We start from the raw sequence: 25,826 nt of genomic DNA on the forward strand, positions 1-25,826 counted from the left end.
TGCACCCGCGAAGAGAATTCTTAACGTGCTGTTACAGAAAGTTCAATTTCCCTTGCCGCCACGAAATAGAATTTCTCCGCCATCAGGTAATTAAGCCGTATCTAAAGGCCAAAGCGACGGCCTGCTGGCGGTTTTTGGCCTTCAGTTTGTCCTGAATTCCGTTCATGTACCAGTCGACGGTGTGGTTGGAGATGCTCAGCAACTTGCTGATCTCGATCGAGGTCATGCCATCGGCGAGATAATGCAGGATCTCCAGTTCGCGCCGTGTCAGCGGCGTTTCCATCAGCGTCGGGCTGTCCAAAGCCTCCGCCTCGCCCCGCAATTCCAGGAGTCGCCAGAAGGCCTTGTGCGTCACGGTGCAAAACAGCGAAAGCTCCACCGGAGACAGATCGACGGGCACGCCGCCGATGCTGAGGCTGCCGAGCAGGCCGCTGCGGCCATGGACCGGAAGCACGTAGCCATCGCTCAGCCCATGCTGGGCAGCATCGTTCATCATCTGCTCCATCCGGCGCTGATGCGGGTCTCGGCGATAGGCGGCGAGCGCTTCTTGCCAGCGGAAGGGGCGGCTCGTCTGTCCGAGATAGCGAACAGTCGGATCGATCAGGAAATATTTCTTGGTTGCATAAACCTGCGTCCATTTCTCCGGCCAGTCGCCGGCGAGCACGGCGCCCCAGGGATCGACGCTGCGCTTCGGGTGACGCAGAAGAACGAAATATTCAAAGCCATAGGAATGCAGAACATTCTCAAGCTCCTCGACCACACGTTCGATCTTCTTGCATTCCTCGATAACGACAAGCAATTGAATCAACGAATGAATATTCACAAATGCCCCCTGCCCGAAAAGGGCGTGCGGTTGAGGGCCGTCGACCGGCAAAAAACGCAGCCGGCATCTCAACGGTCTTCGGTTTAATCATTTTAACCCGTATGCTTTATGGTGTGACGTATGACCTTCCAAATGCAAGCGAAAATTGTCACGACTGTTGTCCATTGAACAGTTTTCAACCGATGTCATCTCGTCGCACCCTCCTGTCACAATGTCGAAAAAAGCGGTGCGTGAACGCGGTGTTAATCGCCGGTTCAGGTAGATTTTAGTAGCGTCGCAGCATCCCGTTTTGCAGATGCACAAAAGAGGTACTGCTGTGTCGCTATTCAAGGTCTATGCAAGAGCTTTGCGCTACCTTGGCGCCTACAAGCTCCGCGTATCCCTGGTGGTCGTTGCCAACATTGTTCTGGCAGCCATTACCATCGCGGAACCGATCCTCTTCGGCCGCATTATCGATGCCATCTCCGGCAAGGGCGAAGTGAAGCCGATCCTGTTCATGTGGGCCGGTTTCGCCGTCTTCAACACCATCGCCTTCGTGCTTGTCGCCCGCGAGGCTGACAGGCTGGCGCATGGCCGGCGTGCCACGCTTCTGACCGAAGCCTTCGGCCGCATCATTTCCATGCCGCTCTCCTGGCATCATCAGCGTGGCACGTCGAATGCGCTGCATACGCTGCTGCGCGCCTGCGAGACGCTGTTCGGCCTCTGGCTCGAGTTCATGCGCAACCACCTTGCGACGGCTGTCGCAATCGGCCTGCTGATCCCGACCGCCATCTCGATGGACTATCGCCTGTCGATCGTTCTGCTGGTGCTCGGCGCAGCCTACTGGGCGATCGGCCGTGTGGTCATGAGCCGCACGAAGGATGGTCAGGCTTCGGTCGAAAACCACTACCACACTGTCTTTTCGCATGTCAGCGACTCGATCAGCAACGTTTCGGTGCTGCACAGCTACAACCGTATCGAAGCTGAAACCAAGGCTCTGAAGGGCTTTACCGACCGCCTTCTGCAGGCCCAATATCCGGTTCTCGACTGGTGGGCTATTGCCGGCGCGCTGAACCGCATGGCTTCCACGATCGCCATGATGGTCATCCTCGTCATCGGCACGCTGCTGGTGCAGGCTGGCGAAATCAAGATCGGTGACGTCATTGCCTTCATCGGCTTTGCCAACCTGCTGATCTCGCGTCTCGACCAGATGCGCCAGTTCGCCACGCAGATCTTTGAAGCCCGCTCGAAGCTTGAAGACTTCTACGTCCTCGAAGACTCCGTTCGTGACCGTGAAGAGCCTGCCGGCAATGCCGACATCAAGGACGTCAAGGGCGAAGTCGAATTCCGCGACGTCTCCTTCGGCTTCGGTAACTCGTCGCAGGGCCTGCACAACGTCAACTTCAAGGCCAAGGCCGGCCAGACGATCGCGATCGTCGGCCCGACCGGCGCCGGCAAGACGACGCTCGTCAACCTGCTGCAGCGCGTCTACGACCCCGACAGCGGCCAGATCCTTGTCGATGGCCATGACATCACCAAGGTGACCCGCAAGTCACTGCGCCGCTTCATCGCAACCGTGTTCCAGGATGCCGGTCTGCTGAACCGTTCGATCAGCGACAACATCCGCCTCGGCCGCGAAGGCGCCAGCGAGGAAGAAATGCGCCAAGCAGCGGAAGCCGCTGCGGCCGCGGACTTCATCGAGACGCGCGAAGACCAGTACGACACCCATGTCGGCGAGCGCGGTAACCGTCTCTCTGGTGGCGAGCGTCAGCGTATCGCGATCGCCCGCGCCATCCTGAAGGACGCTCCGATCCTCGTGCTCGACGAGGCGACCAGCGCGCTCGACGTCGAAACCGAAAACCGCGTGAAGGCCGCAATCGACAACCTGCGCCAGAACCGCACCACCTTCATCATCGCCCACCGTCTCTCGACGGTCCGCGAGGCCGACAAGGTGCTGTTCCTCGACAATGGCCGTATCGTCGAGCAGGGTAGCTTCGACGAGCTCAGCCAGAGCAACGGCCGCTTCGCCGCCCTGCTCCGCGCCAGCGGCATCCTGACGGACGACGAAGTCCGCAAGGCACACGCCACCGAAGCTGCTTAAGGCGACAGCCGTACCGAAATGCCAAAGGCCGGAAGGATCACCTTCCGGCCTTTTCTTTTGCGCTCTGGTCTGGGTGCTTCTTGGCCTAAGGCTCGCTTCTGATACCGCTGCGTCGCTGTCGACGGCATGATCACGCGATCTAGCACTCTGAGCAGTTCGCAAGAGCTAGCTTGGTGCCTCACATGATCGGCCGGTGATCACAGGCATCACGCAGGTGATTCCAGGCACTCCCAATGCTTCAATCGCATGGGGAAAGCCGCTAGCATCGGCTCCGCGCATTTGACGCTGGAGGAAGCAGCTTGGCCGTTCGCCGCATCATCACCAACATCGCCGCCGGCGACCTGTCGCTGGCGCAGCGCTTCTGCGGCGACATCCTGGGGCTCGATCTGCTGATGGATCACGGCTGGATCGTCACCTACGGCAATGGCAGCGCCATGCAGGTGCAGGTCAGCATCGCCAGCGAGGGCGGGTCCGGTACGGATGTGCCCGATCTCTCGATCGAGGTGGATGATGTCGATGCCGTGCTTGAAGACATCAGGAACACAGACTTCGAGATCGTCTATGGCCCTGCCGACGAGCCGTGGGGCGTCCGCCGCTTCTATGTCCGCGATCCCTTCGGCCGCCTCATCAACATTCTCGCGCATAAGAAATAGCCGACGGAGAGAACCCCGCCGGCCATTGGCATCACATCGATCCCTGCAGCTTATTTCCGGCGATCGCCGACCCGGATGGCGACCGGCACCGCCGTGCGCGCCATCACCGGCTTGACCTTCGCATCCAGGCGCTTGCGCTCCAGATGGTAGGCATAGGCAAACTGGGCCGAAAGACCAGCGACCACGAACATCGGGCCGATGAACTGGTCGCGATTGGTGACATAGAGCAGCACCTGACCGGCCATCGCCAGGATCGTGCCGGCAACGAAGATGTTCAGCGAGTGGCGGCCAAGGATCGTCAGCGGATGATCAGCCGGACGTCGCAGCAGACGCGACAGAGCCGGGATATTGATGACCAGATAGGTCAGCGCCAGCACATGCAGCAGACGCGGCAGCGACAGGAAGGTCTTGTCGAAGCCGGTGAGAACGGCGGGCAGGCCAAGCGCCGCCAGCGCATTACCGAGATCCCAGAGATGACCGACGACCCAGGCAAAGGACAGCGCCACATAGCCCGATGCAAGCATGAACAGGACGGGATGGCGCGGCAGCCTGCCGCCACGCTTCACATGCATCATGCCGACAATGCCGATCGTGAAGATGAACTGCCACGACAGCGGGTTCAGGAACCAGTAGTCGGCGATGATCATGTTGTGCGGGGCGATCTGGTAGATGCCCGAGACGAACCATACGGTGCCCGAGACAGTAAGCGCCAGCAGAGGATGCCAGGAGTTGAGCAGCAGGATGATCGGCACCATCAGCATCAGCGCGCCATACATCGGCAGGATGTTGTTGTAGCCGATCTGGTGGCCGAGCAGCAGCAGCGCCGGAATACCTTCCTTGAGGTTGGTCAGCACCGCCAGGATATTGATCTCCACCAGCAGCCCCGGCCTATGGAACAGCCAGGCGCCGCAGATGAACAGCGCCAGCGTGATGAAGGTGGTGATCATATGGGCGAGATAGAGCGTAAAGGCACGCTTCACGGCCTTCTTCGCCATCTCCAGCCTGCGGCCGAACTTGAAGCCCGATCCATAGGCAAGGCCGACTGCAATACCCGAGATGAGCACGAAGGCTTCGGCAGCGTCGGAGAAGCCGAAATTCTTCGTCGTCACATATTCGAAAATCTGCCCGGGGACGTGATTGATGAAGATCGTGATCAGGGCCAGCCCGCGCAATACATCCAGTCTTGTATCGCGTTGCGGCCGGGCCGCGGACGGTGACACGCGCTCAGCGCCGATCGTCTTTTCCGGCGTAGTCGCCATGAATGTCTCTCCTGGTTCCGATTTGCAAACGCAGTTGCGGCCAAAAGGTTTCCCTTTTGGCCGCAACGAATCGCCGGAGTGTGAGCTTGAAGAATGCTGCTATCCGACCGGATATCCCTCAGAGGGATTGGCGATGTCGTTGCCGTTGATAGCCAGACTGTAGCCGCCGGGTTGGGACGATTTTGAGACCGAAATGCGGTATTTCACACCCGAATGTTCGACCTCTGCAGAGAAGCCATCCCAGCTGCTTGGAAGCGCCGGACGAACGAACAGTCGCCCGTCCTTCAGCCGGATTCCGAGGATGCCTTCGACGGCGGCGCGATAGAGCCAGCCGGCCGATCCCGTATACCAGGTCCAGCCGCCGCGTCCCTTGAGAGCGCCTTCGCCGTAGACGTCAGCCGCGATCGTGTAAGGCTCGACGCGATAGTGCTCGGCAGAACTCTTGTCGCGCGAATGCGTGATCGGGTTGAGCAGATCGAAGCAGGCCAGCGCATCGTCGCCGCGGTTCATCTCCGCCAGCGCCATGACCACCCAGGTCGCAGCATGCGTGTACTGGCCGCCGTTCTCGCGAACGCCCGGAGGATAGGCCTTGATATAGCCCGGATCCTTGGCCGAGGTCGCGAAAGGCGGAGTGAACAGCCGGATGATGCGCGTGTCGCGATCGACGAGACGGCTCAGAACCGCATCCATCGCCGTCTTGGCATGATCAGGATTGCCTTCGCCCGAGAGCACACTCCAGGACTGCGCGATCGAATCGATCTGGCATTCCAGGCTTTCCTTCGAACCCAGCAGGCTGCCGTCGTCGAACGTGCCACGGCGATAGTAGCCGCCATCCCAGCCAGCGCTTTCGAGAGCCGTCTTGAGTTCGCCGAGATGCTTGGTCCAGCGTTCAACGCGCGCGTTGTCGCCGCGTTCCTCGGCATAAGGCGTGAAGGAGCGAAGCGCACCGGCGAGGAACCAGCCGAGCCAGACGCTCGTGCCCTGTCCATGGATGCCGACGCGGTTCATGCCGTCGTTCCAGTCGCCGCCGAGGATCAGCGGCATGCCGTTCGAGCCGGTCCGCTTGATCGCCAGATCGAGGGCGAGAGCGGCATGCTCGTAAATGCTCGCCTTGTCCTCGGAAATCTCGGGCTTGTAGAACGAGTCGTGCTGGCCCTCGAGCAGCGCCGGACCCTCGAGGAACGGCAGTTGCTCGTCGAGCACGGTCTTGTCACCGGTGACGCTGCAATAATGGTGGATACCGTAGGCAAGCCAGACGACGTCATCCGAGATCAGCGTGCGGACGCCCGCACCCGTTCCCGGCAGCCACCAATGCTGGACGTCACCTTCACGGAACTGCCGCGAGGCGGCGTTGACGATCTGGTTGCGAGCCAGCGAAGGCTCCTGCAGCACGAAGGCCAGGGTATCCTGCAGCTGGTCGCGGAAGCCGAAGGCGCCGCTTGCCTGATAGAAGGCCGAGCGCGCCATGATACGGCAGCCGAGGCTCTGATAGGGCAGCCAGGCATTGATGAGATTGTTCATGCCCTGATCGGGAGTCGTAATCTGCACCTTGCCGGTAAAGCCCTGCCAGAAGTCGCGGTTTGCCTGAACTGCATCCTCGATGCTGGCCGAACGGATTTCTTTCGCAAGCGCTGCCGCCTCATCCCTGGACGCAGTATCGCCCATGAAGAAGGTGACGTCGCGCGCTTCGCCCGCCGCCAGCGTGATGTCGATTGCCAGCACGGCGGCCGGATCGCCATCGAGCTCGGTCGAGCCGGAGAGCGGAACGGAGGGCTTTAGCGCCTGCGGTGCCTGGATCGTACCGGCCTTGCCGATGAACTCGCGACGGCTGGTGCCGAAGCTCGACGGCTTCTCGCTGGCGGCGAAGAAGGCCACCCGATTCGAGAAGTCGATGCTGTACTGGTTGCCGGCAAACAGCGTTCCGGTTTCCTCATCCGCCGAAGACAGAATGAAGGGAACGGTGCGCTGCGGATTGTTGCCGAGCACCCACTCGACATAGCCGTAAAGCCTGAGCTTGCGGGCGCCGGCGCCGTTGTTGCGCAGGCGAACGCGCTGCATCTTCACCGGCTTTTCACGATGGACGGTCTGGGTGACCTCCATGGCGATATCGTTCTGCTCGCTGGAGAAGACCGAATAGCCGAGACCGTGGCGGGTTTCGAAACGCGCATCGGCGCGCTGCGACAGGCCCGCATAAGGCGTCAGGATGTCATTGTTGTCGAGATCGGCGACATAGATCGCTTCGCCCGAACGGTTGACGACGGCGTCGTTCGACCAGCTGGTCAGCTGATAGTCGCGCGAGTTGACCGACCAGGTGAAGCCTGCGCCTTCGGCCGAAACGTGAAAGCCGAACTTGTCGTTCGAGATCACGTTGATCCACGGCTGCGGCGTTGCCGTGCCGCCGGCGAGGCGAACGACATACTCGCGTCCGTCGCGGGCAAAGCCGCCAAAGCCGTTCCAGAAGTCGAGATCGCCCTGCTCTTCGATTTCGGCAGGCACCGCCCGCGGCTTGATGACCGGCGCGATACGCTTCGTCGCCGTCATCTTGCTGCGCTCGGCAGCCTTCTGCATCTCTTCCTGCTCTTCCTTGGAGGGCGAGCGGAGCGCGATGGCGCGGTTGATCTGGTCGAGCACCTTGCCGTTCTTCGCATGGAAGGTGACGCGGGCAGCGGCCATCAGCGCGTGATAGGTCGTTTCCTCCATCAGGTCCTTGCGCACGGCAAAGATATGCTGACGCAGACCATCAGCCTGGCCCATGCGACGGACGTTTTCGCACATCTGGTCGACAGCGTGCTGCATATCCTGGGCATAAGAGGAGGCGCGCTCGTTCATGATCACGAGATCGGCGGTGACGCCGCGCGAGCGCAGATATTCCTGCGCCAGCAGCGCTTCGCGAACGATATCGAGATCCATGTCGTCGTTGATGCGCAGCATGAAGATCGGGAAGTCGCCCGAAATCGCCAGCGGCCAGAGCGACGACTGCGATGCCATGCCGGCCTGAACCGAGGCGTCGGAACGCATATCCATATCCGGATAGACGAGATGACGGCCGAGATGCTGGAAAGCGGCAGCCTGTTGCGAGGTAACGCCGACATGGCGCATCTGCACCTGCGTGCGCGTCCATGCCTGCACCAGCTCGTGCTGGAAGGCATCGGCGTGACGGTAGCGCTCGACGGCCTTGTCCACGTCGTCGCGGCTCGGCGCGGCGATGGTCCAGAAGATCACGATGACCTTCTTGCCGGCCGGCACCCGAACCGTGCGGCGCAGCGACAGGATCGGATCGAGCGTGAAGCCTTCGCTGCCGGAGAGCGTTGCACCCGGATCGAACGCAGCCGCATCGGCTAGGCTACGGCCACGGCCGAGGAACTTGCGGCGATCGGTTTCGAACTCGGTCTGGCGCTGCGGACCGGCGCTGTCGACGATCAGATGCGCGATGCTCATGTTCGCTTCATTCGGATCGCGCTTGTTGCGCTCGGCGCGGATGACGTCGCCGCGCTTGCCGAAATCAGTCTTGACGAACATGCGGGCAAAGGCCGGGTGAGCATTGTCCGTATCATCGGTGGTGATCACCGGCTCCATATAGGAGGTGACCTCGATGAACCGGTCTTCGGTGCCCATGTTGAGCAGCGTCAGGCGGCGGCCTTCGGCATCGTGCTCGGTGGCGACGATGCATTCGACTTCGCTGGTCAGATCGCCGACGATCTTGGTGAACTCCGCCTTTTCATCGGCAAAGAGCACGTTGACCTTTTCACCTTCGACGCTCTTCGGCTCCGCGGTCGCCGACCACCATTCATTAGTGGCGGTATCGCGCAGGAAGATGAAGCTGCCCCAACGGTCTTCGGTCGGATCGGGCTTCCAGCGGGTCACGGACTGGCCGTTCCAGCGGGCATAGCCGGCGCCGGTCGCCGTCAGCATCATCGAATAGTGGCCGTTCGACAGGAACACGAGCTCGCGGTCGCGCGACAGCGGATCGGCGATCTTGCGTAGTTCCGGACGCAGCAGGTCGTCCTGGATGCTGGCAGGCGTATCCGACTCGTGCTTGCCGCTCATCACCGGAATGTCGCGCGGCGCCTTTTCCTGCAGCAGCAGTTCGGCGGCTTCGATCACCGGATCGGAGTGGAAGAGCTCGCGCAGATGACCGTTGAAGGCGACGTTGGCAACTGCCGCAATCGACATGCCGTGGTGGTGGGCATAGTAGTTATAGACCACCGCGCACTTCTTGCCTTCCGGAACGCGGGTCGGCGTGAAGTCGACGGCGTCATGGAAGCCGTACTTGCCGAGCGCGCCGAGACCACGCAGGCGCTCGAGGTTTTCGAGGGCTGCCTTCGGATCGTACTGGCTGGCGAGGATCGATGCATAGGGCGCGATGACGGCGTTGTGGCCGAGACCACGCTTCAGGCCGAGCGTCGGAACACCGAAGTTGGTGTACTGGTAGTTCATGTTATGGTCGCGGGCATTGAAGGCCGCTTCCGAAATACCCCACGGAACGCCCAGCTTGCGGCCGTAATTCATCTGCTCGACGATCACGAGATTGTTGGTCTGGTTGAGAATACCTCCACCGCGCTCCTGCATGACGAGCGGCGGCATCAGGTATTCGAACATCGAGCCGGACCACGAGACCAGCGCGCCGCGCGAACCGACCGGAACGACCTGGCGTCCCAGGCGGTACCAGTGCTCGGTCGGAAGGTCGCCCTTGGCGATACCGAAGAGCGAAGTCAGGCGGCATTCCGATGCCAGGAGGTCGTAGCAGGCCTGGTCGAGCTCGCCGCTTTCGACGCGGTAACCGATCGACAGAAGACGGCGCTCCGGACGGAACAGGAACGAGAAGTCCATCGAGAAGGCAAGGTCGCGAGCCTTGTCGCGGAGAGCGATCAGGCGCGGACGCAGCGGATCGATATTCGACAGATCGTAAGTGCTGTCGGAAATATGCGCTTCGCAGACCTTCACCAGCTGCTCGGCCCAGCGGGTCAGCTCGCCGCTGAGCGACGATTTGACTTCGTGGTCGAGGTTGACGGCGAGCTTCTGGATGTCGCGCGCGAGGACCGCAAGGTTGATGACGCGGATCGAGGCGAACTCGTGCTCGCGCTTGACGGCGGCAAGGGCGTTCTGGAAGCCGATGATGCGCTCTTCCAGGCGGCGGCGCAGCGGACGCACGGTCTTGCGATCGTCAGGCAAATCGGCCAGCACTTCGCCGAGAATGCCGGCAGTATCGCCGACGCCATCGAGATTGCCCTGCATATGGGCAGACGGCGCTTCCGCCCAGTTGCGGCAGGCGGACGAGACGGCAATCAGGTGACCGGCAAGGTTGCCGCTGTCGACGGCCGAAACGTAGCGCGGGCCGAGCGTCTGCAGCGTATCGGTGTGGTACCAGTTGTAGAGGTGACCGCGATATTTCTCCATCTTGTCGATGGTGGCGATCGTCTTCTCCAGCCGGTCGATCGTCTCCTCAAACGAGAACCAGCCGAACTGGCGGCCTGAGACGACCGAGAGAAGATAGACGCCGATATTGGTCGGCGACGTGCGGGTCGCGACGATGACATGCGGCGTTTCCTGCACGTTGTCAGGCGGCAGATGGTTCTGCTCGGCCGTCGTGAACGTGTCGAAGTAGCGCCAGGTGCGGCGGGCGATCTTGCGGAGCTCGATCGAATCCTTCTCGGCCACTTCGAGCCGGTCTTCCGTCTCTGCCGACTGGCTCACATAGTAGGCAACGAGCGGCGAGAGGATCCAGAGAACGGCAAACGGAATGCCGACGAGGAAGGCGCTGTCGCCTGACAGTGCGGCGAAAGCGAGGGCGAGCACGGCCAGAACCGGAGCATGCCACATCGCCTTGTAGTAGGAGCTGATCGTGCCCTGCTTGCCAGCCTGAACGCTGGCGGCGGTACGCCACTGCAGCATCAGCTTGTGGCTGACAAACAGACGGTAGAGCGAACGGCCGATGGCATCGGCCATCATGCACGCGGTATCGGCGATGAAGACGATACGCAGCGCGACCTGGGCGTTGGCGGCCCGGATATCCGACCAGACGGTATAAAGATGGGCGCGTGCGACGATATCGCTTGTGCGCGGAATGATGCCGTTGATGAGCGACAGGGTCGGCGCAACGAACAGGCAGAAGATCAGCAGGATCTGCCAGACGAGCGCGCCGAGCGGACCCATGAAATACCAGCCGAGAACCGATGCAAAGAACCAGGCGATCGGCGTCAGCGAGCGGCGCAGGTTGTCGAACATCTTCCAGCGGCCGAGCGCGGTGACGCCGTATTTCGGATTGAACATGTATGGCAGCAGCTGCCAGTCGCCGCGCGCCCAGCGATGCTGGCGCGAGGTTTCGACTTCGTAGCGGATCGGGAAGTCTTCGACGAGTTCCAGATCGGTGACGAGCGCGCAGCGCGCCATGGAGCCTTCGAGAAGGTCGTGGCTGAGAACCGAGTTCTCATCGATACGACCCTTCAGCGACGCCTCGAAGGCATCGACGTGATAGAGGCCCTTACCGGTAAACGTGCCTTCGCCGGCGAGGTCCTGATAGACGTCGGAAACCGTGAAGACATAGGGGTCGAGACCGCGGTTGATCGAGAAGACGCGCTGGAAGACCGAGGCATCCTTGCCCGTCGTCAGCGACGGCGTGACGCGCGGCTGCAGAACGCCGTAACCGCTTTCGACGCGGCCGGTCTTCGGGTTGAGAACCGGACGGTTGATCGGATGGTAGAGCTTGCCGACGAGCTTGGTGACCGCATCGCGCATCAGGCGCGTGTCGGCATCGAGCGTCATGACATACTGGACGTTTTCAGGAACGATGTTGGCGCCCGGCAGATAGGTCGTATCGCTGTCGCCGCGCAGCAGCATGTTCAGCTCATGCAGCTTGCCGCGCTTGCGCTCCCAGCCCATCCATGCGCCTTCGGCCGGATTGTAGAGGCGGCGGCGGTGCAGCAGGTAGAAGCGGGTTTTGCCGTCGAAGGCGTAGCGGGCCGAGAGGTTGGCAATCTCGCGGCGGGCATAGTCCAGCACTTCGAGATCGTTGGCGGTTTCCTCGACCTGGCTGTCCGGCCAGTCGCTGAGCAACGAGTAATAGATTTCGCCGCGCGGGTTCGCGAGATAGTGGACCTCGAGATTGCGGACGAGCTCATCGACGCTGTCGCGGTTGGAAATCAGGCAGGGAACGACAACGAGCGTGCGCGCGTCTTCTGGAATGCCTTCCTTGAACTCGTAGCCGACGAGACGCGACGGCGTCACGAAGAAGGATAGCACGGTATTGAAAAGACCCGTCGCGCCTTCCGAGGCCGGCAGCGAGAACATGATCAGAAGAACGATGATCTCCGCCGGGCTCATGCCTGCATTGGCCATGAACTTGCCGACGATGACCATCGCCAAGATCGTCAGCAGCGCCACAGGCACGGCGATCGACAGCCAGTTGAACTTGCGGACCGTGCGGACGAAATGCTGCACGAGCGTCGGGCGGTAATTGGCCCGCGCCTCGAATTTCGGCCGATGCATGCCGGCCAGGAATCCGCCGACATTCGGCTCATGCGGCTGCGGCTCGTCGGAAGCCTTGGCCTCCTCCGTCATGTCGAGAGCCAGCTGCGCCACTTCCATTTCGGTCAGCGGCGAGCGCTTGGCGAGCTTTTCGATCTGCTTTCGATACTTGTTGCGCGAGCCGGAATCGAGAATGCCGTAATCCGACTTGTCCCATAGCAGCTTGTCGACATGGCTGACCTGCTCGACCCAGACGGACCATTCGGTATCGTCGATCTCGCGCAGGCTGCGGATGATGTTGCCCATCGTCACGTTGCCGGAGGACAGGCGGCTGTGCTCCGCCATCGTCGCTTCTTCGGTATCGCGGCCGAGGGATGCCAAGCGGTCATCCAGCCAGGCAATCGCCAGGCTTGAGGATTGCGAGCCGTCGCGCATGCGATAGAGGAACTGCGTCGAGAACGTATTGTCCTCGGCGAGCGTCTCCAGCGACTTCAGATATTCGGCAGCCTTGGCCGGATCGGCGAGACGCACAAGCTCGTCGGCAGCCTCGTTGGCGCGGCGGCGCATGCGCCGGCTGCGCTCGACGCGGCTCGAGATACGGCGGAGGTTTTCGACCAGCACGTAGCGCACCAGCGACGGCACGGCCCAGAGCTCGCCGATCTTCAGCGTCTCGACCTGCTGGAACCCATCGACCAGCGCCGTCAGGCTTTCCTGCGAGACCGTGCTGTGGGTGTGAGCGACGTAGAGCCAGGCGAGCACGAGCGTGCGCGGCACCTGCGTGCCGCCGACATTGATGGTCGGCAGTTCGCGGTAGAAACGGCGCGGAAAGTCGCGGCGGACTTCCTGGATCGCCTCTTCGACGATGTAGTGGTTATCCAGCAGCCATTCGGCGGCCGGCGTGATGGTCTCGCCCGATTCCACATCCGCGGCCGTCGTCCGGTAGACCCGCAGGATCTCCTTCTCGTTCTCCTTGTGCCGCGCGAAGAAGTCGAAAGGCGCGAAGGCAGGAAGCGAATCTGCCCCGCTGCGGGCGACTGCTTCGCCCATCGCCTTGATGTCTTCGATGGAGAGGTAGGTCGAACGGATCGAGTCGTTATGATCGATCTGCTTCACTTCGGAATCGCGCGACGGGCTCGGAGACGGATTGGAAATTGACATGGGTTCGGTTCTGGATCCAAACGAAGTTATGGTAATTTTGGCTAGCCTTTTGCACCGGCAAATATGACTGCCGCATGAACGGCAATGCAGTGTTGTCGAAAGAAGTTATTGCGGCCGATTTTTCGATGCGAAACGGTTTAAGCCCTATCTCAAGGCATGGCTTCGCACGATCTGGCCGTCCTTCTCTGCCCCTCCCGCAAAGCCATCTCGGGAAAGTTGGACACCAACCCGATAATTCAAGTCAAGAGCTAAGAAATGGCACGCATCGCATGAAAAATCCGGCGCCGCGAAGGCACCGGATTTTCACGGTCGGGAGGGGAGATCCCGGCCGTCAGCGCCTGACCAGACGCATGACCAGCGACACGACGAAAAGCACCAGGAACAGGAAGAACAAGACCTGCGCAATGGAGGCCGAAGCGCCTGCAATACCGCCGAAACCAAGCAGGCCGGCGATCAGGGCGACGACGAGAAATACGAGAGCGTAATAAAGCATGCCCATCTCCTTTGGTTTGCTTGCAAATGAAACGGCCAGCAGGCATCAAGGTTCCGTTGTGCTGTCGAAAATCTTTTGGGATCAATGCGTTGCAAAAGAAAGGGCGCATGGTTTTCATCCATGCGCCCTTGCAGCAGCGGTAAGGCGCAACGTGCGCCCGCGCCTACTTTGCGATGATCGCCTTGAGCATCCAGAGAGCCTTCTCGTGGAACGTCAGGCGATCCGTCAGCATATCCGTGGTTACCAGGTCGCCGTTCTCATCAGCAGAAGTACCGGCTTCGCGCATCGCGCGGCAGGCCGCTTCGTGATCGGCAATCAGATCAAGCACCATGTCCTCGGCCGTCAGTTGGCTGAAATCGCGGTTCGACGGAGCAAACTTGGCAGCGTCGCCGATATGAGCGGGCGCCAGATGACCGAGCGCGCGGATCCGTTCCGCCACGATATCTGTCGCCTCGAAGAGCGTGTTGTAATGCTCCTCGGTCAGCTCATGCAGTGGCTTGAACAGCGGACCGACGACATTCCAGTGATAGATGTGGCTCTTGATGACCAGATGATAGGTACTGGCCAGGATCGCCGACAGGCTCTTGGCCATGTCGGCGCAATATTTGTCGGACAGTCCGGTCTTGACCGAGACGTCGCGTGATTTCGGCTTTAGTACGGCTGTATTTGCCATCGTCCTCTACTCCTGACTGGGAACGCGAGACAGCGTGGCACAGGTAGCGAAGGATGATGACTGGGATCGGAATTGCCGATGAGCCAGAGCAACACGCCCTTCACGCCCAGTCTCCTTGCGCTGAATGCGTGATTGGAGAATGCCGCGAATGGCACATTGTTCCGAAGGAAAGGCACCGGCCAGCGCCGGTGCGCCAGATCAGCCGATCAGGCCGAATACGAGTGCAGCAACGAATGCGAAAGCTGCCGTCAGCAATGCCGCGTTGATGCCCAGCTGCAGTTTGCCGCGCATGGAGAGCGGCTTCTTTGCCGGCACGGAACCATAATGGTTCGCGTGAGTATGCGATATACCCAGGTCTGCCATGTGTTGCCTCCGTCTGTTCTCTTTGATGCGGGCGTCATGCCTCGCATCTTTATTCTTATATTCTCTATCAGGTAGGTAGAGATAAAATTCCTTCCAGAGGCAGCCAGGTAGAAAATCTCACCGGTGCCGGAAGAAAGCTCAGCAGAGAGTGCGCCAGGCCCAGATCAACGACCGTTCGATCGCGTTTTCCTCACGCTGTGCAGCAGCGGAGATATCGATGAGGCGGCGGTCCTTTTCGGCGGGAATGCTGACGATTGGTGGTTCGGCGCGCTCAGCTTTTGCGGCCGGCGGCTCGAGATATCCCATGGTCATGCCACCGAGAAAGAACATCCCTTACCTCCATGATCACGAAAACTAACAGTCGTTAACGGGATCATGACAGATGGGACGGGCCTGTCAATAGTCTAGTCGAATGGTCGTCTTTTAACGCTACGTTAACCTTAATAGGTGCATCGAGGCAGCCTTTTCAAATGCTTGAAAAGGCTGCACTTCAGGCTTTGACGAAACCCTTGCTCGCGACCATCAGATTGCGGGTGTATTCTTCCTGGACATCGGCACGGGCGAGCTCAGCCGAGCTCAACCGCTCGACAACGGCACCGCCGCGCATCACGGCGAGGCGCTCGCACATATGGGTGACGACGCCGAGATCGTGGCTCACCATCACGAATGTCAGCTTGCGGTCGCGGCGAATCTGCTCCAGCAGATTGAGCACTTCGGCCTGCACCGAGGCATCGAGCGCCGAGGTCGGCTCGTCGAGCAGCAGCACCGAAGGTTCGACGATCAGCGCCCGGGCGATCGCCACACGCTGCCGCTGGCCGCCGGAAAGCTGATGCGGATAGCGGAAGCGGAAACCGTTTCCGAGGCCGACCTCGTCGAGCGCCCGCTCGATACGCCTCTCGCTGTCGCCGATGCCGTGGATGGCGAGTGGCTCGAGCAGCAGGCGGTCGATCGTCTGGCGCGGGTGAAGCGAGCCGTAGGGGTCCTGAAACACCATCTGGACGCTGCGATAGAAAGCCTTGCTGCGTTTTGCGCCCTGCAGCGCCTCGCCGTGAATGCGGATGGTGCCGGAACTGACGGGCGCGAGCCCGGCAACCGCGCGCAGCAGCGTCGACTTGCCGGATCCGGATTCACCGACCAGCCCGAAGGATTCGCCGGTGGCCACCTCGATGCTGACATCCTTCAGCGCATGGAAATCGTCATAGACGACGCCGAGCTTTTCGACGGAAAGTGCAGCACTCATGCGGCCCACTCCGGCTTGCGGTCGAGAACCGGCAGCGGATGGCGATCCTCGCCGATCTGCGGCATGCAGCTCAACAGGCCCTGCGTGTAGGGATGCTGCGCATTCTTCAATTCCGATGCCTTCAATTCCTCCACGATCTTCCCCGCATACATGACGATGACCCGGTCGCAGAAGGAGGAGACGAGGCGCAGGTCGTGCGAGACGAAAATCAGTCCCATGCCACGCTCGGAGACGAGCTTGTCCATGATCTTCAGCACATCCAGCTGAACGGTCACGTCAAGGGCTGAGGTCGGCTCGTCTGCGATCAACAGTTCGGGTCCGGCGATCAGCATCATGGCGATCATCGCGCGCTGCCCCATGCCGCCCGAGACTTCGTGCGGATAAAGATCGAAGACGCGCTTGGGATCGCGGATCTGCACCGCCTCAAGCATGGCGAGCGCCCGCTCCTTGGCTTCCGAGCGCCCGACCTTCTCATGTGTCTGCAGCGTCTCGCAGATCTGCCTTCCGATCGACATGACCGGGTCGAGCGAATATTTCGGATCCTGCAAAACCATGGCAATACGCTTGCCGCGCAGCAGGCGCCGTTGCTTGGCAGAAGCAGTCAGCAGATCGATGCCGTTGAAATTGAGCGTATCGGCGCTGACGATGGCGTGTTTCGGTGTCAACCCCATGATCGCCCGGCCCGTCTGCGACTTCCCGGAACCGGATTCGCCGACGATGCCGAGACGCTCCTTGCCGAGCGTGAAGGATACGCCGCGCACGGCCTCGATCACGCCCGTGCGGGTGGGGTAACTAACACGCAGATTCTTGACGTCGAGAAGGTCGGTCATTGGCCGCTCTCCTTCGGATCGAGCGCATCGCGCAGGCCATCGCCGAGCAAATTGAAGCCGAGGCTGACGATCAGGATGGCGATACCCGGCATGGCCGCAACCCACCACTGGTCGAGAATGAAGCGGCGGCCCGAGGCGATCATCGCACCCCATTCCGGCAGCGGCGGCTGGGCGCCGAGGCCGAGGAAGCCGAGACCGGCAGCCGTCAGGATGATGCCGGCCATATCGAGCGTCACGCGCACGATCAGCGACGAAATGCAGAGCGGCATGACATGGCGGATGATGATGCGGATAGGCGAGGCGCCCATCAGTTTCACCGCCGAGATATAGTCCGACCGCCGCACCGTCAGCGTTTCGGCGCGGGCGATACGAGCATAGGGCGGCCAGGAGGTGATGGCGATCGCGATGACGGCGTTCTGAATACCCGGACCGAGTGCGGCGACGAAAGCAAGCGCCAGAACCAGCTTCGGGAAGGCCAGAAAGATATCGGTGATGCGCATCAGCGTCGCATCAACCCAGCCGCCGGCATAGCCGGAAACCGTACCGACGATCAGCCCGATCGGCGCGGAGATGATGGCGACGAGAACGACGACGAAGAGCGTGAGCCGCGAGCCGTAGATCAGGCGCGAATAGATATCACGACCCTGATCGTCGGTACCGAGCAGATAGCCCTCACTGCCGGGCGGCAGCAACCGCGCATTCTTGAGATCGCCGATAACGGGCGAATGTGTCGCCAGCAGATCGGCGAAGGCGGCGACGAACAGCAGGGCGATGATGATCGCCAGGCCGACGACGGCAAGCCTGTTCGCCGTAAACTGGCGCCAGGTGACATAGGCACGCCCGAGACGCGCCTGCATGCGCGATTGCGGACGATCGGAAAGCAGCCACTCGCGGCGGCTCATGGGACGTGTCTGGTTGACCGGAACCGTCATCGGCTTCGCGTCCTTGGATCGAGTGTCCGGTAGAGAAGGTCGGACAGAAGGTTGATGCCGATGAAGACCGTGCCGATGACGATCGTGCCGCCAAGTACGGCGTTCATATCGGCGCTCTGCAGCGAATTGGTGATGTAGAGGCCGATGCCGGGCCAGGAGAACACCGTCTCCGTCAGCACCGAGCCCTCCAGCAGACCGGCATAGGAAAGCGCGATCACGGTCACCAGCGGCACCGCCGCGTTGCGCAGCGCATGGCCCCAGATCACCCGCGTTTCCGACAGGCCCTTGGCGCGCGCCGCGACAATATATTCCTGGCTGAGCTCGTTCAGCATAAAGCTGCGCGTCATGCGGCTGATATAGGCGAGCGAGAAATATCCAAGCAGCGATGCCGGCAGGATGATGTGGCGGAAGACATCATAGAAGACGTCCCACTGCCCCTGCCAGGCGCTGTCGAGCAGATAGAAGCCGGTGATCGGCGTGAACGTATATTCGAAGACGATATCGATACGGCCCGGGAAGGCCACCCAGCGCAGCTTGGCATAGAAGATGACCAGCGAAATCAGCGCCAGCCAGAAGATCGGCACCGAATAGCCGACAAGGCCGATGACACGCACCACCTGGTCGGCGAGGCTGCCGCGGCGGACGGCGGCAAGCACGCCGAGCGGAATACCGATGACGGCGCCGATGATCGTGCCGCAGGTGGCGAGCTCGATGGTCGCCGGGAAAGCACGGCGGATATCGGTCATGACAGGGTTCGTGGTCAGGACCGAATTGCCGAAATCGCCCGACAGGATGCCCTTGAGATAGATGTAGAACTGCTCGTAGAGCGGCAGGTCGAAGCCCATCTCGCGGCGCACGCGCTCGACGACATGGGTTGGCGCCCGGTCGCCGAGAATGGCGAGAACCGGATCGATCGGCACGACACGGCCGATGAAGAAGGTGACGGCCAGCAGGCCGAGATAGGTGGTGACCGCAGCGATCAGGAAACGCCCGATCGCCTTGGCAAGCGGCATTGCGCGGCCCTTCGCGGGCCGCGCCTCCGTCTTGGTTTCGGTAATGCTCAACGAACCAATCCTACCGGACTATTCCTTGGCAATCGGACCGACATAGTTGGTGTCGAAGCTCGGGCCGAGCTTGAAGTCCTTCAGGCTCTTGCGATAGCCGGCCACTTCGATCTGCTGGAAGATGAAGACGAAGGGGCTGTTTTCCAGGTACTTCTTCTGAATGTCCTGGTACATGGCAGCGCGCTTGGCGCCGTCACGCTCAAGCAGGGCGGCCTTGGCTTCCTTGTCGAGCTCGGGCGCCTCGAACGTGTTGCGCCAGGCGAGCGTCTTGTTGGTGCCGGCGTCGGAATTATCCGGGTTCGCCGTGAAGGTATCGGCGTTGGAGTTCGGGTCGAAATAGTCCGAGCCCCACTGGCCGATATACATGTCGTGCGTGCGGGCGCGATATTTGGTCAGCGTCTGCTTGCCATCGCCTGGGATGATCTCCAGCTTCACGCCGGCCTGCGCCAGCGTCTGCTGCATGGATTCGGCGATACCGGTGACCGGCTGCGTGTTGCGCACATCCATAGTGACCGAGAAGCCGTCCTTGAGACCTGCCTTGGCGAGCAGTTCCTTCGCCTTGGCGACGTCGAGCTTGAAGGGGTTATCATCGAGAGCGCCGAGCTGGCCCTTCGGCAGGAAGGTCTGATGGACTTCGCCGATGCCCTTGATCAGCGTCGCGCCGATCGCGTCGTAATCGACGAGATATTTGAAGGCCTGCTGAACTTCAGGCTTCTTCAGGTTCTCGTTCTTCAGGTTGAGGCTGACGTAATAGATCGTGCTCTTCGGCGCGTCGGTCGTTGCCAGATCGGCATTCTTCGAGACGGCATCGAGATCACCCGGCTCGAGGTTGCGGGCGATATCGATATCGCCGGCCTCAAGCGCCAGGCGCTGCGCCGAGCTTTCCTTCATGTAGCGGTAGATGACACGGTTCAGCTTCGGCTTGTCGCCGTAATAGTTGTCGTTGCGCTCCATGACGACGACTTCGTTGGCGCGCCATTCGCGCAGCTTGAAGGCACCCGAGCCAGCATAGCCGGTCTTCAGCCATTCATTGCCGAAGTCGTTGTCATACTTGTGGTCCGCGTCGACGGTCACAGGCTTCACATGGTCCAGGACCAGCTTCTTGTCGACCACCGAGGCGACGGTCGCCGTCAGGCAGTTCAGCACGAAGCTCGGCGCGTAGGGCTTGTCGACGGTGAAGACGAAGGTGTTCGGATCGGCAGCCTTTGCCTTTTCGGTGACGTTGTCGCCGGTCAGGCCGAATTGGGTGAGAATGAAGGCCGGGCTCTTGTCGAGCTTGACGGCGCGTTCGAACGACCAGGCAACGTCTTCGGCGGTGACGGGATTGCCGGAAGCGAACTTCAGGCCCGGCTTCAGCTTGAACGTATAGGTCAGGCCGTCGTCGGAAACGGTCCAGCTTTCGGCGAGATCGCCCTTCACCTTCGAGGTGTCGGCCATGTCGAGGCGAACCAGCAGGCTGTAAGTGTTGCTGGTCACTTCGGCGGTCGAAAGCTCGAATGCTTCGCCCGGATCCATGGTGATGATGTCGTCGATGGCGAAGCCTTCGACCAGCGTATCCTTCGGCGTTTCAGCGAAGGCCGCGGGTGCGGCCATCATGAGAAGCGAGAGTGCGGCACCGGCGGAAAGTGCGCGGAAGCTGCGGTTGATTTTGGTAATCATCATTGGTTCTGTTCCCCTGTTTTTGATTGATTACAAAGCAGTTTTCAGGCCTTAGACGTCCTTCTCCCTCCACGCCGAAGCCAGGATTCTCAGCCAGTTCTCGCTGGCAAGTTTTTTGAGATCGCTGTCACCATATCCACTGTCCCGGAGAGCGGCAATCAGCTTCTGGTTGCCTGCAGCATCGCCGATTTCGTCGGGAATCGTCGCCCCGTCGAAGTCGGATCCGAGCGCGACGCAATCGATGCCGACGCGATCGACGAGGTGGTTGACGTGGCGGATCATGTCGGAAAGCGGCGTTTCGCCATCCGAGCGCCCGTCGGCGCGCAGCATCGCCGTCGCATAGTTCAGGCCGACCAGCCCGTTGCATTCCTTGATCGCATCGAGCTGCTTGTCGGTGAGGTTTCGTGCCACCGGTGTCAGTGCGTGCGCGTTGGAATGGGTGGCGACCAGCGGCTGATCGCTGGTCTTGGCGACATCCCAGAAACCCTTCTCGGTGATGTGCGACAGGTCAATCATAATGCCGAGGCGATTGCATTCGCGCACCAGCTCGAAACCAGCATCCGTCAAACCGGGCGCGGTATCGGGGTTTTTCGGGAATGCGAAGGGGACGCCATGCCCGAAGACATTGTGGCGGCTCCATACGGGACCGAGCGAGCGAAGACCCGCAGCATGGAAAACCTCAAGCGCCGCCAGATCGGCACCGATCGCCTCGCAGCCTTCCATATGCATGACGGCGGCAAAGATGCCCTCGGCCATGGCCTTGCGGATATCCTTAACGCTGCGGCAGAGGCGCCATGCACCGGCAGCATCCAGCCGAAGCGCGATCGCCGCCATCTCGGTGGCAATGCCAAGCGAGGGAAGACGGTCGAGAGGCGCTGCAAGCGGCGTCTCGTAATGGCCGTTCTCGTCGGGGTCGGCGAAGACGAGATCGCCGGAGGGAATGTAGATGGCGCAGAGACCGCCGGCCAGACCGCCCTTGCGGGCACGCGGCGCATCGATATGGCCTTGCGTCGTTCCGTTCAGAAATTCGGCAACCGGATCGGCGCCATCCCTTTCATGTGTCCAAAGCCTGAGGAGAACGTCGTTGTGGCCATCGAATACGAGCTGCATCTGTCTTCCTGCTCTACCCTTCCGGGCAAATATCAAGCGACAACAATAGAAAGGCTGGAAAAATAGACCAGCCCCTTTTTTAGAAATTTGCGGCAGTGCCGAAACAGGCCGCAAACATGAAAACGGGGCCTTGCGGCCCCGTCATTTTTTCACGTTTCAGTGCTTGGCGCGTTTCTTCTGCCTGTAGACGTCGACGACGACGGCAGCGACGATGATCACGCCCTTGACGATCTCCTGATAGTAGGCGTCCACCCTGAGGAAGGTGAAGCCCGAGGTCATGACGCCAAGGATGATCGTGCCGATGACAGTACCGGTGATGCGTCCCACGCCGCCCGTCAACGACGTGCCGCCGATGACAGCCGCGGCGATCGCATCGAGCTCATACATCACACCCATGCCTGCCTGCGCCGTCTGTGCGCGGGCTGCGGTGACGACACCGGCGAGACCCGCCAGAAGACCGGCGATCGCATAGACCTTGATGAGGTGCGCCTCGATATTGATACCCGAGACACGCGCCGCCTGCATGTTGGCGCCGATCGCATAGGTGAACTTGCCATAGCGGGTGTAGCGCAGGGCGATGTGGAAGATCAGCGCGACGACGAGGAAGACGATGACAGGCCAGATGCCGGTGCCGATGAAATTGAACTGGTCGGTCAGGCCGGAAACCGGCTGCCCCTTGGTGTACCACTTCGAGATACCGCGCGCCGAGACCATCATGCCGAGCGTGGCGATGAAGGGCGGGATCTTCGTCTTGGCGATCAGCTGGCCGTTGATATAGCCGGCCAGAAGGCCGATCAGCAGGCCGATGCCAATCGGCACGAAGAACGGCATGTCGGTCAGACCAGGATAGAGCGCGCGCGGCCAGGTGGAGGCCTGGGCAAAACTCGCCGCGATCATCGCCGTCATGCCGACCACCGAACCCGACGAGAGATCGATACCGCCGGTGATGATGACCTGCGTCACACCCACCGAGATGATACCGATGACCGACACCTGCAGGATCATGATCGTCAAGCGCTGCGGGTTCATCAGGAAGCTCTGTCCGATGAAGATCCAGCCGAGGATTTCATAGACGAGCGCGATGCCGATCAGCACTAGGAAGATGCTGAGTTCCGGCGGTATCCGGCGGCGGCGCGCCCGTGTCACGAGCGGGGCCTGGCCCTCGGCTGCCTCTGTGTTCATGTCAAACCTCCCTTTGATGGTTGGAGCGGCGGCGCGATCACTGCGCGGCAAGCTCCATCACCTTCACCTGTGTTGCTTCGTCGCGATTGAGGAATCCGGTCACACGGCCTTCATGCATGACCATAACGCGATCGCTCATGCCGAGCACCTCGGGCATTTCCGATGATATCATGATCACCGCCACGCCGGTGCGCGCCATTTCCGTGACCAGCCGGTGGATTTCCGCCTTGGCGCCGACGTCGATACCGCGCGTCGGTTCGTCTAGAATGAGGATCTTCGGGTTGGTCAGCAGCCAGCGGCCGATCAGCACCTTCTGCTGATTACCGCCCGAAAGGTTTTCGACCCGCTCATTGAGATTGGGCGTCTTCACGCGCAGCTTACGCGCCATCTCCTCACAGGTCGCCTCGATGGCGCGTTCCTGGACGAAACCGCCCTTGACGAACTGGTCGTGCAGCACGGCGATCTGCATGTTCTCGAGCACATCGAGAATGAGCAGACAGCCCGTATCCTTGCGGTCTTCCGTCAGGAATGCCATGCCGTTCTGGATCGCCACGGCCGGGGAACTGATATCCACCTTCTTGCCGAACAGCTCGATCGTGCCCGAACTCGCCGGCGTAACACCGAAGAGCGTTTCGGCGACGTTGGAACGGCCCGAGCCGACAAGACCGGCAACACCGAGAATTTCGCCTGCGCGCACGTCGAAGGAGACATCGTGGAAGACGCGCTTCAAAGTGAGATTCTTGACCGAAAGCACGACGTCGCCGATCGGGACTTCTTCCTTCGGGAACATCTGGGTGATCTCGCGGCCAACCATCATACGAATGATGTCGTCGCGCGTCACATCGGTCGATGCATGCGTGCCGATATACTTGCCGTCGCGGAACACCGAGAATTCGTCGGCGATCTCGAAGAGCTCGTTCATCTTGTGGGTGATGTAGACGATACCGATGCCCTGGGCGCGCAGATCGCGAATGATCTGGAAGAGATGCGCAACCTCACGCTCGGTCAGCGCCGATGTCGGCTCGTCCATGATCAGGACATCTGAATTGTAGGAAACCGCCTTGGCGATCTCGACCATCTGCCGGCTGGCGACGGACAGGTGGCGAACTTCGATCTCGGGATCGAGGTCGATATTCAGCCGCTTGAAAAGATCTTCGGTCAGCCGGTACATTTCGCGATGATCGACGAAACCGAGCCGGTTCTTCGGCTCGCGGCGGATCCAGATATTTTCGGCAACTGTCATGAACGGCATCAGGTTCAGTTCCTGATGGATCATGGCGATACCGTTTTCCAGCGCGTCGAGCGGCGACTTGAGCTGGATCTCGATACCCTTCAGCCGCACCTCGCCCTTATCGGGCGTGTAGATGCCGGCAAGGATCTTCATAAGGGTGGATTTACCGGCGCCGTTCTCGCCCATCAGCGCATGGACGGAGCCACGCTTCAGACGGAACTGGACATCATCAAGCGCCACGACGCCTGGAAATTCCTTGCGCACACCTTCGGCGCTCAGCAGGTATTCCGCATTCGGAACGGCCCCGCTGGCGCGCACGGCAGCCATGGTGGACGGGCTCACAGCCATCTTCATTTCTCCGGATACGGCAGAGGAGTTGGATGCGGGCGAGCGCCCGCATCCGCGACGACAGTCACCTTAGTTCTTGGTGACGAAGTCCTTGACGTTTTCAGGAGTTACGAGCTGGAAGGGGATGTAGACCTTCTTGTCGATCTTTTCGCCCTTGGCGAGCTTCAGAGCCGCGTCGAGCGAGCCCTTGCCCTGACCGGCGGCGTCCTGGAACACGGTCACGTCGAGATCGCCTGCCTGCATCGCAGCCAGTGCGTCCTGCGTGGCATCAACGCCACCGATCACGTAGTCCTTCATGTCCTTGCCGGCGGCCTTGAGAGCCTGGATCGCGCCGATCGCCATTTCGTCGTTGTTGGAGATGACGGCGTTGAACTCGAGACCGCTGGACAGCCAGTTGCTGACGAGGTCGGAGCCCTGGGTACGATCCCAGTTTGCCGTCTGCTCTTCGACGATTTCAATGCCCTTGCATTCGTCGGTCTTCACGACGTCATGAACGTCCTGGGTACGCATGCGGGCAGCCTGGTTCGAGAGCTCGCCCATGATGACCACGGCCTTGCCCTTGCCACCGAGAAGACGGCAGACTTCCTTGGTTTCCAGCGTGCCGGATTCCTGTTCGTTGGAAGCAACAAAGGCCTGGTTGTCAGGCAGCGTATCGATGTTCACAGGCTGGCGGTTGACGTAAACAAGCGGGATACCAGCATCGGCAGCGAGCTTCGACATGGCAGCCGTCGCATCGGTATCGACAGGGTTGACGATGATCGCATCGACCTTGGAAGCGATGAAGTTCTGGATCTGGCTCTGCTGCTTGGCGACGTCGTTCTGCGCGTCTTCGACCTGCAGCGTCACGCCGCTCAGCGTCTTCGAGTAGTCAACCATGCCGTTGCGAAGAACGGTCAGGAAGTTGTCGTCGAACTTTGCCATCGACACGCCGACATTTGCAGCGTGAGCGGCCGTCGACATGACAAGCGCCATAGCGGTGCCCAGGATAAACTTTTTCATTTTATTTCCTCCACAAAGCGGTGTCCGGCAGCACCCTCCTCACGCCGGAACTTCGGGCCCAGCCCAAAAGCCGTAATTCCAATGTACCGCCACTCCCGTGAGGCGGCTCCGTCAAAACGGAACAAACAAACCGTAAAATTTGCCTGACGGAATATTCATTCCATTTTCCGGGCAGGACGTCAACTCTTTTTAAAGCAATGGCGAAAGGACCCTCGCCAAAAAAAGTCTGGCAGCCGCAGCGTGCGACGATGCAATCGTCATGCGG

Annotated in this window: 18 protein-coding genes; 2 read left to right on the forward strand and 16 right to left on the reverse strand. The window is 60.8% G+C overall.

Annotated elements, in window-relative coordinates; all coding sequences use genetic code 11:
- Window positions 1–82 precede the first annotated feature (82 nt).
- Window positions 83–823: a LuxR family transcriptional regulator gene (locus tag ACODR6_RS10005; protein ID WP_112718209.1), complete on the reverse strand. Its 741-nt coding sequence runs from the start codon at window positions 821–823 to the stop codon at window positions 83–85.
- 316 nt (window positions 824–1,139) lie between these two features.
- On the opposite strand from ACODR6_RS10005, the gene ACODR6_RS10010 reads away from it, so the two are divergent.
- Both ACODR6_RS10010 and ACODR6_RS10015 read left to right on the forward strand, forming a co-directional pair.
- Window positions 1,140–2,903: a glucan ABC transporter ATP-binding protein/ permease gene (locus ACODR6_RS10010; protein WP_130283081.1), complete on the forward strand. Its 1,764-nt coding sequence runs from the start codon at window positions 1,140–1,142 to the stop codon at window positions 2,901–2,903.
- 299 nt (window positions 2,904–3,202) lie between these two features.
- The gene (locus ACODR6_RS10015; RefSeq protein ID WP_489022439.1) at window positions 3,203–3,556 is read left to right on the forward strand and encodes a VOC family protein; all 354 of its coding nucleotides are present in this window, start codon (window positions 3,203–3,205) and stop codon (window positions 3,554–3,556) included.
- 50 nt (window positions 3,557–3,606) lie between these two features.
- Here the strand turns inward: ACODR6_RS10015 and ACODR6_RS10020 are convergent, their stop codons facing one another.
- The 15 genes from ACODR6_RS10020 to ACODR6_RS10090 form a co-directional block, all read right to left on the reverse strand.
- On the reverse strand, window positions 3,607–4,815 hold the full coding sequence (locus ACODR6_RS10020) for an OpgC family protein (protein ID WP_489022440.1): 1,209 nt from the start codon (window positions 4,813–4,815) through the stop codon (window positions 3,607–3,609).
- A gap of 99 nt (window positions 4,816–4,914) precedes the next feature.
- On the reverse strand, window positions 4,915–13,437 hold the full coding sequence (locus ACODR6_RS10025) for a glycoside hydrolase family 94 protein (RefSeq protein ID WP_489022441.1): 8,523 nt from the start codon (window positions 13,435–13,437) through the stop codon (window positions 4,915–4,917).
- Between the two features lie 331 nt (window positions 13,438–13,768).
- Window positions 13,769–13,930: a DUF1328 domain-containing protein gene (locus ACODR6_RS10030; protein ID WP_112718199.1), complete on the reverse strand. Its 162-nt coding sequence runs from the start codon at window positions 13,928–13,930 to the stop codon at window positions 13,769–13,771.
- A 163-nt stretch (window positions 13,931–14,093) separates the two neighbouring features.
- The gene (locus tag ACODR6_RS10035; protein ID WP_489022442.1) at window positions 14,094–14,603 is read right to left on the reverse strand and encodes a Dps family protein; all 510 of its coding nucleotides are present in this window, start codon (window positions 14,601–14,603) and stop codon (window positions 14,094–14,096) included.
- A 198-nt stretch (window positions 14,604–14,801) separates the two neighbouring features.
- The gene (locus tag ACODR6_RS10040; RefSeq protein ID WP_199627972.1) at window positions 14,802–14,966 is read right to left on the reverse strand and encodes a hypothetical protein; all 165 of its coding nucleotides are present in this window, start codon (window positions 14,964–14,966) and stop codon (window positions 14,802–14,804) included.
- A gap of 138 nt (window positions 14,967–15,104) precedes the next feature.
- Entirely contained in the window at window positions 15,105–15,296 is a 192-nt protein-coding gene (locus ACODR6_RS10045; RefSeq protein ID WP_489022443.1) for a hypothetical protein, read from the reverse strand.
- 160 nt (window positions 15,297–15,456) lie between these two features.
- Window positions 15,457–16,206 carry an ABC transporter ATP-binding protein gene (locus tag ACODR6_RS10050; RefSeq protein ID WP_112718193.1) on the reverse strand — a complete coding sequence of 250 codons (750 nt, stop codon included), beginning with the start codon at window positions 16,204–16,206 and terminating at the stop codon, window positions 15,457–15,459.
- Window positions 16,203–17,036: an ABC transporter ATP-binding protein gene (locus tag ACODR6_RS10055; RefSeq protein WP_413710543.1), complete on the reverse strand. Its 834-nt coding sequence runs from the start codon at window positions 17,034–17,036 to the stop codon at window positions 16,203–16,205. The genes ACODR6_RS10050 and ACODR6_RS10055 overlap by 4 nt, the downstream gene beginning before the upstream one ends.
- Entirely contained in the window at window positions 17,033–17,968 is a 936-nt protein-coding gene (locus ACODR6_RS10060) for an ABC transporter permease (protein WP_112718189.1), read from the reverse strand. The genes ACODR6_RS10055 and ACODR6_RS10060 overlap by 4 nt, the downstream gene beginning before the upstream one ends.
- Entirely contained in the window at window positions 17,965–19,032 is a 1,068-nt protein-coding gene (locus tag ACODR6_RS10065; protein ID WP_413710545.1) for an ABC transporter permease, read from the reverse strand. Before ACODR6_RS10065 ends, ACODR6_RS10060 begins: the two co-directional genes overlap by 4 nt.
- 18 nt (window positions 19,033–19,050) lie before the next feature.
- Window positions 19,051–20,694, reverse strand: coding sequence for an ABC transporter substrate-binding protein (locus tag ACODR6_RS10070; protein ID WP_489022444.1), 1,644 nt, complete (start codon window positions 20,692–20,694; stop codon window positions 19,051–19,053).
- Window positions 20,695–20,742: 48 nt separating this feature from the next.
- Window positions 20,743–21,801, reverse strand: a complete 1,059-nt coding sequence (locus ACODR6_RS10075) for a dipeptidase (protein ID WP_489022445.1) — start codon at window positions 21,799–21,801, stop codon at window positions 20,743–20,745.
- Window positions 21,802–21,957: 156 nt separating this feature from the next.
- Window positions 21,958–22,983, reverse strand: coding sequence for an ABC transporter permease (locus tag ACODR6_RS10080; RefSeq protein WP_112718181.1), 1,026 nt, complete (start codon window positions 22,981–22,983; stop codon window positions 21,958–21,960).
- A 37-nt stretch (window positions 22,984–23,020) separates the two neighbouring features.
- A complete protein-coding gene (locus ACODR6_RS10085) occupies window positions 23,021–24,562 on the reverse strand; it encodes a sugar ABC transporter ATP-binding protein (protein WP_112718481.1) in 1,542 nt (513 codons plus the stop codon).
- 69 nt (window positions 24,563–24,631) lie between these two features.
- Window positions 24,632–25,561, reverse strand: a complete 930-nt coding sequence (locus ACODR6_RS10090; protein WP_112718179.1) for a sugar ABC transporter substrate-binding protein — start codon at window positions 25,559–25,561, stop codon at window positions 24,632–24,634.
- Window positions 25,562–25,826 lie beyond the last annotated feature (265 nt).

The organism is Rhizobium sp. FG96, from assembly GCF_057808655.1.

What these genes read in the sequence shown, in the direction of transcription:
- ACODR6_RS10040 (WP_199627972.1), bottom strand. Translation starts at nt 14,966, where the DNA reads ATGGCAGACCTGGGTATATCGCATACTCACGCGAACCATTATGGTTCC.
- ACODR6_RS10045 (WP_489022443.1), bottom strand. Translation starts at nt 15,296, where the DNA reads ATGTTCTTTCTCGGTGGCATGACCATGGGATATCTCGAGCCGCCGGCC.
- ACODR6_RS10030 (WP_112718199.1), bottom strand. Translation starts at nt 13,930, where the DNA reads ATGCTTTATTACGCTCTCGTATTTCTCGTCGTCGCCCTGATCGCCGGC.
- ACODR6_RS10070 (WP_489022444.1), bottom strand. Translation starts at nt 20,694, where the DNA reads ATGATGATTACCAAAATCAACCGCAGCTTCCGCGCACTTTCCGCCGGT.
- ACODR6_RS10050 (WP_112718193.1), bottom strand. Translation starts at nt 16,206, where the DNA reads ATGAGTGCTGCACTTTCCGTCGAAAAGCTCGGCGTCGTCTATGACGAT.
- ACODR6_RS10060 (WP_112718189.1), bottom strand. Translation starts at nt 17,968, where the DNA reads ATGACGGTTCCGGTCAACCAGACACGTCCCATGAGCCGCCGCGAGTGG.
- ACODR6_RS10020 (WP_489022440.1), bottom strand. Translation starts at nt 4,815, where the DNA reads ATGGCGACTACGCCGGAAAAGACGATCGGCGCTGAGCGCGTGTCACCG.
- ACODR6_RS10055 (WP_413710543.1), bottom strand. Translation starts at nt 17,036, where the DNA reads ATGACCGACCTTCTCGACGTCAAGAATCTGCGTGTTAGTTACCCCACC.
- ACODR6_RS10085 (WP_112718481.1), bottom strand. Translation starts at nt 24,562, where the DNA reads ATGGCTGTGAGCCCGTCCACCATGGCTGCCGTGCGCGCCAGCGGGGCC.
- ACODR6_RS10075 (WP_489022445.1), bottom strand. Translation starts at nt 21,801, where the DNA reads ATGCAGCTCGTATTCGATGGCCACAACGACGTTCTCCTCAGGCTTTGG.
- ACODR6_RS10080 (WP_112718181.1), bottom strand. Translation starts at nt 22,983, where the DNA reads ATGAACACAGAGGCAGCCGAGGGCCAGGCCCCGCTCGTGACACGGGCG.
- ACODR6_RS10025 (WP_489022441.1), bottom strand. Translation starts at nt 13,437, where the DNA reads ATGTCAATTTCCAATCCGTCTCCGAGCCCGTCGCGCGATTCCGAAGTG.
- ACODR6_RS10090 (WP_112718179.1), bottom strand. Translation starts at nt 25,561, where the DNA reads ATGAAAAAGTTTATCCTGGGCACCGCTATGGCGCTTGTCATGTCGACG.
- ACODR6_RS10035 (WP_489022442.1), bottom strand. Translation starts at nt 14,603, where the DNA reads ATGGCAAATACAGCCGTACTAAAGCCGAAATCACGCGACGTCTCGGTC.